Raw genomic sequence first — 10,407 nt, forward strand, 5'->3', positions numbered from 1 at the left:
ATTATAGGCAATCCAACGTATTGTGGGACTTGGGTTAAAGTCAAATCTTTTTTGTTAATTTTTTCTGAGTATTTTTTTATATTATTATCGAAATATATTTTTGATTTTTCATTTAATAACTTTATGGGAAGCAATATCAAATTTGAAGAGTCAAGTACTGTTGACAAAGCTTCTCCAACTTTTTTCATACTAGGCTGAAATAAATCTTCATATATCTCTTTTGTAGGTAAGTTTAATAATTTAAGATCCATTATTTAAGTTGTTTTGATTAAAAATAACGATATATAGATATTATTTGTTTAAATTTTATATTGGTTTTCTTGTTCGGTTTATTTGTTCAGTCATTTCAATAAGTTTTTGTTCCCTATCATTATATAATTTATCCAGTGCAACCTCTAGCAACTCGAAAGCGTCTAATAGGTTTTCTCTTTTTATTTCTGAATAATGGCTTCCTGTATTTCCTATCCATTTAATAGCCATTAAAAGATTTGCTATGTCTGAATTTATTTGTTTATATTTTTCGAGTCTGTTATGAAGTTTTAACTCTTTTACACCTGCTCTTGTTTGTACTTTAATTGGTATTTTAAGCTCATTCAATAGTACTTCAATTGAAATTCTAATTTTATTTGCACAAGAGCCTATATCAATCCAGTATAAACTAAACGATTCGTTCAATATTTTCTTTATACTCTTGGGGCATGATATAGGTAAATTAATAATTTTAGGTGGTGGACAAAAAAAAACAGGATTTATTACTTTTTGAATACCTTTCTCCTTATTTGAAGGATAGTTTTCTTCATTAATATATCCCGAAACAGCAACGTATTCACTACAATTACTACATTTTAAATGGGTCGAGAAAATAAAATCTGAGGAATAATTTGCACTATTCTCATTAAATTCTTTTGACTCTGCTGTTTCATTTTTAAATACTCCCCCAATCTTTTTTAAAGTGCCTGCATTACAACTTGGACAAGGTTTTTCAATTTCCCATTTTTCCCAAATCTCTCTTTTAAATTTCATAAAATTATTATTGAATGTTACTGAAAATACTATTTTAGTTAAATAAACCATTTTAAATCCAAAAGAAATTACAAACTATAAATAACTTTAATAAATCACATATTTTTGTAAAGACTCAAATGTAAAATAAAAATCAATACAGTTATTTGATTTTTTAAAAACGCTTTATTTTTGCTTAATAGTAAATCTTATAAAAAGATCTTTAAAGTACTAAGAGTTCTCAAAAATGAAATTATTGATGACCAAGCGGAACGTCGCCCGATACGTTATATTACCTTAGAACTAACTAAATTCACTAAGCAATTAGCTGATATTCAAACAGATTTGGATAAACTAGTTTTTACAATGAAAACATTACACACAGTTACAGAAGCTTCAAAATTTCCTGAATTTTGGGATGAAGAATGGCTACAAAAAGCCATTCAAGAAGTAGATTTGCGAGCTATGACGGCAGAACAAAAACTTGTTTATGAAATGGCTATTTCTGCAAATGTCTTAGCTTTGAAAAATGAAAACAAAAAAATTGAAGAAATTCGTTTAGCAGACAAAAAAGAAGCTATCAAAAAGGCTTTAAAATATGGTAAACTTTCTATTGAAGAAATTGCAGATTACAATGATGTATCCATTGATTTTGTCATTGCTGTTCAAAAAGAAATATCAAAGGTATAAATGAACAAACATGAGCCATCCCGAATTTTCAAATCATAAAAAAGCGGTCGAAAAACTAATTTCGACCGCTTTTTGAATTTAAAAAATTCGGGATGACTCTTGCTGTTTTCGGCGTTGTTCAAACAATAGCACCAATTCTAATGCACTAGCCCAGCCTCCGCATTTTCTGCAACTTCTACTTCGTGCTTAATAGTCCTTTTGCCTACTAAATATACAAGATTGGCTATTGATGCCGACCCAGCCATAGCAGCTACCATCGGTAAGGTAGATGGTTCATCGAACATACTGATTACCACCGAAATCAAAGAACCCATTCCCATTTGGATAGCCCCCATCAAAGCTGAGGCTGTTCCTGCATTTTTTGAAAACGGTGCTAATGAAAGAGCAGCCATATTTGGATTGGCAAAACCAATACAAGAAAGAAATAGGAAAAGCATAAAAATAGTGATACCTAAATTAAGCCAATCGTTATACGAGGCAATCAAGAAAACAATTCCTATTAATAACTGAGTTCGAAGGGCTACAGGAATAATTTGCTCACTCTTGAACCTACGAAGCACCAAATTATTCAACTGACTAGCGCCAATAAAACCTATAGACAAGAAGGCAAATATCCAACCATATACTTGTTCGTTTACCTTAAAGACGCTCATGAATATCATAGGTGAGCCAGAAACGTAAGCGAATAAGCCTGCAAAAGAGATGGCACCTGTTAAGGCATACGTATAAAACTGTGGCTCTACAATAACCGAAATAAAATCACGGATGATAGGCTCAGGTTTTAATGAATGTGAAGGATCTGGCTTAAAACTATTAGGTAACCAAAGTATTACTGCTAATAAAAGTACAGCACCGATTACACTTAAAATAATAAAAACGGCCTGCCAACCAAAATTAGCGGTAACGATACCCCCTACAGTAGGTGCTACCATTGGCGATACACCCAACACCAACATCAATAAAGAAAATACTTTGGCACTATCTTGCACCGGGAAAAGGTCGCGTACCATCGCTACTGAAGCAACTGTAGCCACACAAGCACCAATGGCCTCAATGAATCTAAGTACAATTAGGCTATCGATATTTTTAACCCAAATACACGCTATAGAAGCCAATATATATAACGAGAGACCAAAGTATAATGGTTTCTTTCTGCCAAAATGGTCGAGCAAGGGTCCATAAAGTAGTTGTCCTGCTGAAATACCAATGAAAAAACCTGATAGTGTAAGCGATACTTTCGCAGGAGTTGTGTCTAAATCTTTAGCAATGGCCGGAAAACCCGGCAAATACATATCAATAGAAAAAGGAGCTAAGGCCGTTAAGCTACCAAGTATCAGAATAAGGGAATAGTAAGTTCTTTTCGTCATTTTTTATCAATTGAGTGAATGAGTGATTTGTGAATAATATTTTCACATTCAATAAATTTCACCTCAGTATTATGGCTTTCTATTTTGATTTATAATGTCAATAATCACTCAGCCTTCAATTAAGTTTCAAAATTACTAAGAAGATTTGGATTGCTCTGCTGTTTAGAGAGTTTAATGTATTATTAACAGTTAGTGATTGAGTAAGTTGTGAGTTAGTTGTGAGTTAGTGAATTGTTAGTTAGTGAGTCTTGAGTTGTGAATGGTGATTTAGTGAATATTATTTAGTGATTGAGTAAGTTAGCGATTGAGTGAATATATTAATTGTACTTTATCATTGCCTAATATATGTTGTCTTCAAAGAGAAAGAATAACTACTCATGAAAATATCTTGGCATCAAAAAAGGGATGTTTTAAGACAACACCCCTTTTATTTAAGTATATTCAATAGTATAAAGAGTTGTGTATAGCTAACTTTTGTTAAACCCAGTGAAACCTAATTTTAAACAATGATAACTATTATCCATTCAATCACTAACTCACAACTCACTAAATCACTCAATCGCTAACTCACTCAATACGCTACTCCAAATACAGCTTTTTCAACTTTTTAATATCCTCTTTGTCCAACTCCATTTCCTTTTCTAGGAAGTTTTCCATTGAGCCATACTGTTTGTCTATCGTATTAAAAAAAGTATTGATGTAGTTAGGATTAGCCGCCAACATTGGTTTCATGGCAGACATAGCAGCATCGTTTTTTGCCATAGCCTGTAGCATTTTTTCGCGAGTATCTTTCCAAAAAACATTCGTAGCGGCATAGTCTGCCACAATATATTTTTTATCAACACCTAATGCAGAAAGTATCAAGGCTGCTCCCATACCAGTACGGTCTTTGCCAGCAGTACAGTGGAACATCAATGATTTATCATTAGGTAATACCAACAATTGCTCGAACATTGGCTTATATTTTGCCTTCAAAAAAGTAGTATTCGCATAAAATGAATTCATTAATGAATCACGGTTCAAGATAGCGTAATTAAGACCAGACTGTACTTTCTCGCTTCCAGCGGGTAGATTAATATAATTTACACCAACAGGCAAACGGTCTGGATTCGTTTTCAACTCATCTGGTCCACGCAAATCACACACTGTAGCAAGTTGTAGGTTTGACAAAGTAGCTAAATCATTGTCTGTTAATTTACTAACATCAGCCGAACGGAAAATATGTCCCCATTTTACGTGCTTTTTGTTAGCCGCTGGATACCCCCCTAAGTCACGAAAATTGCTTCCGCCTTCTAATTTAATCTGACGTTTAGGGTTAAAAACCACAGCACTATCTTGCGAAAATGACTCTGTTACTACGGTAAATAAACAAAGGATAAAAAGAATTTTTTTCATGTTTTTAAATATTGAATTTGATTATTTTTAAAGAAACTAATCTCTATTAAAAGGTAATACCCATTTGTAAGCCCATTCCTATAGATGCAGATTTATTATTTCCGAAACGAAGTGGCAGTGGTATTGCCACAAAAAAATTATTCATCTTGGTTCTTACTATTACTTTACTAAAAACAGCCGTATATCCAAAGCGTCCGCTTGTTTCAAAAGCAAGGCGGTTGTTAATGCTAAATCCTTTTGGGTAACGCAAAATAATACCAGGATGAAATAACATATTACTTACAGCACTATTACCATTGGCAACTTTGACAAAGGGTGTTATTTCGAAACTAAACCCGATTCTATCACTTTTTAGAATATTGATTCCAACAGGGAAACCCACAGTATAATCGTTATTGAAATTATAAATAGTTTCGTTTTGATAAGCCGTAACCATTGGATGTACAATACTCATATAACCAACTACCTTCGGATATTCAGAGGCTATTTCTTGAGCCTTTAACGGATAAATAGCCATCAAAAAAAACATAAAGCAAAATAATTTCTTTAACATCATCCTGTAAAATACTACAAGAGAAAACCGTTTTACCACGAGTTTTCTCTTGTAAATCTTTATAAAAATAGATTATTTCAACAACCACATTGGCGCATAAATATCGTCTTTACCACCAAATTGTGTTAATGCTTTTGTATAATTTTCTGGATTATAAGTTGATTCATCTACTGGATACAACCAACGAAGAGGTACTTTACCTACTGAATTGATACCACTACCCACAGTAATGAATGTTTTAGGATAGCCCGTTCTGCGTTGGTTATAGAATGCCTCCCAACCAGAATTTTGGAAGAATGAAATATACTTTTGATTTAAAATTTGTTCTAAACCATCTGTATTATTGCCTTTGTAAACAACATTAGGGTTTGTTAGAAAATTAGCAATTGATACATTCACGTTTCCTAATGTCTTACCCGTCAAGTCACCTATTGTCAAAGTAGCTCCTTCTGATAATCCATAAAATGCTAATGATGCATTGATACCTTTTGTATAATAAGCAGCGGCATCGCCTGTTGCCCAACCACGATTGATACCTTCTGCAATATTAAAATTCATTTCAGAATAACCCATAATGATATAAGGTTCTGGACCCACTACTGAACCATAATAGCGGTTAAAGTTGGTAAATGAGTACTTACCCGCCGTAGAATTGGTAAATAAATCGGCTACAGCATCAGAAATATCAGAACCAACATATGCTGAGAAATCTCCCACTGTTTTTCCTTTAGCAAGCTCTGCTGGTGCAGGAGTCGCTACGATAAACGTGCGAGGGTCAGCATTAACAGTTGTCAATTTCAAGTATGTCGAACCTATGTTTTGGTAGTTATTATTACCATCTTTAGGGGTATGCGGATAAGTGTTATAGGCTGAATTGAAAGTAAAAATCATGTTATCAGCATTACTTCCCATTATTGGGTACTTTGTTGGGTTGTTGATAATATCAGCAAATTTTTGTTTGATACCCAATTCAGGCGTATCGTCAGCTCTTTTACTTAATGAAATCAATACTCTTAGCTTATACGTATTGACAGCTTTTTGCCATTTTTTGATGTCATTACCCAATAGAATATCTCCTGCTAAAACACTGGCTTGCGTACTATTAGCAATTAAGCTCGTGAAGTCGGCATTGGCATCTTCTAACAATTGTAAAGCACTGATGTAAATATCTTTTTGTGCATCATATTTTGGCGTAAGGTTATCAAGCCCTTGTCCTGCTTGGCTCATCGGCACATCGCCCAAACGTTGTGTAAGCCAAACAGCTGTATAAGCACGCACAAACTTTGCAACTGCTGCGTAGGCATTTGTTTTAGTACCTAGGGTTTTCAACGCTTGTTCTTCCATCTTAATGGCATTTTTCAACATACCATAAGGCGTAGCCGTTACCGACCAGTCATAAGTGTTCTTTCCTCCGTAATATAAATTATTAGACACAATAAATTGATTCCAACGATGAGCTTGGTCGAAAGGTTGTTCAGAAACGTTTCCCGGTCTTCCATCTACTACCCCACCCCCAGCATACATATCATACGTTATTCTGCCTAATAAATATTCAGGTGGAATTGTATTGCTTTCACTGGCTAAGTTTGGGTTTGGTAATAATTTATCATAATCTTGGCAACTAGTAGTTGCTACCAGAATTGGTAATATGATGAACAATTTTTTGAAATATCTTTTCATTTTTATTTTCTGATTTATATCTAAAAATATTTTATGCATTGTCAGACCTCAGCTATCAGTCGCCTGTTGTTAGTAACTGATGACCGATAGCCGAAGACCGACAGCCAAATTAGAATGTCAAGCTAATGTTGATACCATAACGACGAGTGGTGGCCGACTGCAAACCCGGATCTTTTTGTGTACTTCTGCTTGAAGCACTATAGCCAGCACCATATTGGTCTAAGTCAAAGTCAGTACGTTCAGCGAAATACAATAAATTACGTCCGACTAATGAAACCGAAGCATTTCTAATGAATTTGTTATTGCCTAATAATCTTGCAGGAATAGTATAACCAATCACAACTTCTCTTAATTTCATATAAGTCTTGCTAATCAAATACGGCTCACCATATTGGAAGGCATTGTAAACACCTTGCATATAACTTTGAACAGTTACCGCTTTGGCATTTGGAGCAAATGATAATTCACTACTGTTTGCAATATTTCCAGTAGCATCATATTTAATTATACCACTCGCTACTACAACACCATCACCAACATAAGCTGGTACAGCAGTTTTAGTACCTAAAGCAGTACTTTGCCATTCTTTTAAACGAGCTTCTCCTAATGCACCCGTAACAGATTCCATCGCAGTACCCGAGTTTACTTGGTAAGCCCATACACGGTCGTTGATTACACCACCTACACGTCCGTCAACTTGGAAACTAAAATTGAAGTCTTTATAAGAAAACTTATTGTTCAATGCCCAAACGAAATCAGGGTTAGTGTATCCTAATAATTGCTTATTATTTGTACCAGTTGGAGGAACCAAAGGCACACCGTTTGATGAGTAAATTATTTTACCCTCGCTGTTTCTCAAATACTTATAATCATAATAACCATCTAGTCTGTCGCCAATATGGAAAACGTGGTCTGGCCCCGACAAGTAGATACTTGTTTCACCACCGTAGATTTCCTTCAACGTTTCTTTGTAAGTAGAGAAGTTCGCTAACACGTTCCAGTTTAAACCATTAGGATTTTTCAACACTGAACCATTTAAAGAAACTTCCCATCCGTTTTTCTGAGTTGTTACACCATTGATTGTATGGTTGTAATAACCCGAAGAAGAAGCGACAGGTAAAGGGAAAATCTGTGGACCGTTGATAGATGTAAAGTAAGTAGCATCTAAAGACAAACGGTTTTTCAAGAATTTCATATCAAAACCTACTTCATAAGAAGTAACTGAGAAGCTCTGTAATGCTGGATTAGCAATCGTCCCTGAATAATTGGCTATCGGTGTGTTGTTGTAAATAGAAGTATTGATGTTGTAGGAGTTTTGGTTATCATAGCTTGGGCCATCATAAGCAGAAACAATTTCAGCACCATAACCTATCAACCCACTAGAAAGCGATTGACCTGTAACGGCCTGATACGCTGTACCAATAGTCGACTGTGTTAAACCACCTTTTACATTAGCATACGAACCACGCAATTTGAAGAATGAAATTGCCTGAGGTAAATTGATATAATCTGAAACTACTGTACTCAACGAAACCGATGGATAGAAAATGTTACGGTTATCAGCAGGCAACGTAGAAAGTTTGTCAATTCTACCTGTTGTTCCTAACGTCAAGAAGTTTTTATAGGTAAAGTCTGCTGTATAATAAGCACTCGCTACTTCCATATCAGCACGGTAGTTATAGGCTTTTACAGGATATTTCGAGTTACTGAAGTCATATACGCCCGGTACAATCAGGAAGTCGGTAGATGCCCAGCTTGAGTTATAGCTATACGTTCTAAGGTTGGCCCCTGCGATAGCCGAAATAGTCAAGTCTTTCGTTACTGGCTTATTGAAACTCAACAAGAAATCAGAGTTGTTTTCTAATAAGTTTCTTCTGTCTTCACGATAATCACCTTGTCTTAAATCTGGTGTTTTATAGGTAATCATCGAATACGGCAACTTCTCTGTACGGAACTGATTCCAAGTAGTGATTTGTGTTCTTGCAGAAAAATTCAAGAATTCATTAATCTTGTAGCTCAATTTCGCATATCCATATACGTCAGTTTTTTTATGCTCACGTAGCCACTCATAAGCCATAAAATATGGGTTGTTTTCACGACCGTATTCTGCATAATACTGCTGAACACCTGGCTTACCTTGCGGACCTTTATAATAATCACGCATATCAGCAATATCCCAGCTACTAGAACCATACACGTTAAAAATGTAGGTATAGCCTTCTGGTCCTGAACTTGGCTCTGGAATATTTGGTGAGTTTTGAAGGCTTAAGTTAATATTTCCTTCTAATCTTAATCTATCTGTAAAGTTGTAGCCAGCATTGATATTGAAGTTATTAATATTCAATTTGGTATTTGGTGCCATCCCTTTTTGGTAGTTGTTGGCGATAGACAAACGCAAATCGTATTTCTCACCACTTGCTGAAAGAGCGATGTTATTTGTAGAGATAATTCCCGTTTCCATAAAACGAGCGAAGTTGTCTTTACCAACATTCAACCAAGGTGTTCCTTGACGGATACCTGTTACAGGGTCTACTGGCGAATTGTATTGTGGTACATTCTGTCCTTCAAAACGTGGCCCCCAAATATTCGTACGACGGAACTTACCATCTTCGTCATAAGTTTTGTTACCATAAGCATACTGATAGTTAACACCATAGCCATATTCGCTTTGACGAGTAGGCACAGCCAAGAAACTTGGTTCAGCCATTGTACTCGAATTAAAATCTACTTGAAACTGACGTTTGTCTTTCGAGCCTTTTTTGGTCGTAATCAAAATAGCTCCATTTTGTCCACGGAAACCATACAATGCCGCAGCATTTGGTCCTTTCAATACTGAATACGTTTCGATATCATCTGAAGAGATGTTCCAAGTATCAGAGTTGATAGGTACACCATCTACGACAAAAAGTAAATCAGAGTTACCACGAAGAATTAATTGCGGACGACCTAACATTTCAGCAGAAGAAGAAACTGTTAAACCTGCGATTTTTCCCGTTAAAGAGTTTATTGGGTTAGGCTCACGTGCTTTTACTAAATCTTCGCCTTTTACATCTTGTGTCGTGTAACCAATTGAACGAGCTTCCTTCTTAATCCCTAAGGCTGTTACTACAACCTCTTCTAATTGTCTGTTTTCAGGTAATAAGGTTACATCTAGTGTTGTACGATTGCCTACCACAATTTCTTGTGTAGCAAAACCAATGTAGCGAAATACCAACACCATTTTATCATTTGTCGCTGGCAATTTAAATACACCATTGCCATCTGTAGTAGTACCACGCGTAGTACCTTTGATAGAAATACTCACGCCTGGAATTACGTCGCCATTCTTTTCGATAACTTTCCCAGTTAGAACATTGTCTTGTGCCAACACAACATTACTTAACATCAGTAATGCAATGAAAAACAAGCTAACATGATTCAGTAAAATTTTATGTTTCATCTTGTAATAAGAGTTTGGGTTTGAAGTCACAAACTTAGTCCTGTCATATTACCTGCCCGTAACCTGAGGGTTATCTTAAACCATGGAAAAATGATTAAATCTTTAAGGATAATGTTGTAATGTTAGTGATATATTAATGCCCTATTTAATGGCGGAATAATGCTATTTCTAGTATAATAAATTAATCGGGAGGGAAAATTGATTCAGAAACTATGATAGTTTTATCAGAAGAAAAAGTATATATGTAACCTGAATTGATTAACTTCTTATAACCATAAATC

At 35.2% G+C, this 10,407-nt stretch carries 8 protein-coding genes; 1 reads left to right on the plus strand and 7 read right to left on the minus strand.

The window, feature by feature from the left end:
- On the minus strand, nt 1–251 hold a 251-nt coding region (locus AC07XN_RS20945; RefSeq protein ID WP_494744458.1), incomplete at its 3' end, for a hypothetical protein.
- Nucleotides 252–306: 55 nt separating this feature from the next.
- Nucleotides 307–1,023: a DUF4145 domain-containing protein gene (locus AC07XN_RS20950; RefSeq protein ID WP_494744459.1), complete on the minus strand. Its 717-nt coding sequence runs from the start codon at nt 1,021–1,023 to the stop codon at nt 307–309.
- 171 nt (nt 1,024–1,194) lie between these two features.
- Here AC07XN_RS20950 and AC07XN_RS20955 point away from each other — a divergent pair, with 171 nt between their 5' ends.
- Nucleotides 1,195–1,692, plus strand: a complete 498-nt coding sequence (locus AC07XN_RS20955) for a hypothetical protein (protein ID WP_494744460.1) — start codon at nt 1,195–1,197, stop codon at nt 1,690–1,692.
- Between the two features lie 137 nt (nt 1,693–1,829).
- Here the strand turns inward: AC07XN_RS20955 and AC07XN_RS20960 are convergent, their stop codons facing one another.
- From AC07XN_RS20960 to AC07XN_RS20980, 5 genes are all read right to left on the minus strand, one after another.
- On the minus strand, nt 1,830–3,059 hold the full coding sequence (locus AC07XN_RS20960; RefSeq protein ID WP_494744461.1) for a multidrug effflux MFS transporter: 1,230 nt from the start codon (nt 3,057–3,059) through the stop codon (nt 1,830–1,832).
- Between the two features lie 579 nt (nt 3,060–3,638).
- Nucleotides 3,639–4,454, minus strand: a complete 816-nt coding sequence (locus tag AC07XN_RS20965) for a tyrosine-protein phosphatase (RefSeq protein WP_494744462.1) — start codon at nt 4,452–4,454, stop codon at nt 3,639–3,641.
- A 46-nt stretch (nt 4,455–4,500) separates the two neighbouring features.
- A complete protein-coding gene (locus AC07XN_RS20970; protein WP_494744463.1) occupies nt 4,501–4,971 on the minus strand; it encodes a hypothetical protein in 471 nt (156 codons plus the stop codon).
- A gap of 108 nt (nt 4,972–5,079) precedes the next feature.
- A complete protein-coding gene (locus AC07XN_RS20975) occupies nt 5,080–6,687 on the minus strand; it encodes a SusD/RagB family nutrient-binding outer membrane lipoprotein (RefSeq protein ID WP_494744464.1) in 1,608 nt (535 codons plus the stop codon).
- Nucleotides 6,688–6,796: 109 nt separating this feature from the next.
- A complete protein-coding gene (locus tag AC07XN_RS20980; RefSeq protein ID WP_494744465.1) occupies nt 6,797–10,126 on the minus strand; it encodes a SusC/RagA family TonB-linked outer membrane protein in 3,330 nt (1,109 codons plus the stop codon).
- Nucleotides 10,127–10,407: the final 281 nt, after the last annotated feature.

It is taken from the genome of Arcicella sp. GW458-12-2-14-TSB2, assembly GCF_059423785.1.

What these genes read in the sequence shown, in the direction of transcription:
- AC07XN_RS20965 (WP_494744462.1), bottom strand. Translation starts at nt 4,454, where the DNA reads ATGAAAAAAATTCTTTTTATCCTTTGTTTATTTACCGTAGTAACAGAG.
- AC07XN_RS20980 (WP_494744465.1), bottom strand. Translation starts at nt 10,126, where the DNA reads ATGAAACATAAAATTTTACTGAATCATGTTAGCTTGTTTTTCATTGCA.
- AC07XN_RS20970 (WP_494744463.1), bottom strand. Translation starts at nt 4,971, where the DNA reads ATGGCTATTTATCCGTTAAAGGCTCAAGAAATAGCCTCTGAATATCCG.
- AC07XN_RS20950 (WP_494744459.1), bottom strand. Translation starts at nt 1,023, where the DNA reads ATGAAATTTAAAAGAGAGATTTGGGAAAAATGGGAAATTGAAAAACCT.
- AC07XN_RS20975 (WP_494744464.1), bottom strand. Translation starts at nt 6,687, where the DNA reads ATGAAAAGATATTTCAAAAAATTGTTCATCATATTACCAATTCTGGTA.
- AC07XN_RS20960 (WP_494744461.1), bottom strand. Translation starts at nt 3,059, where the DNA reads ATGACGAAAAGAACTTACTATTCCCTTATTCTGATACTTGGTAGCTTA.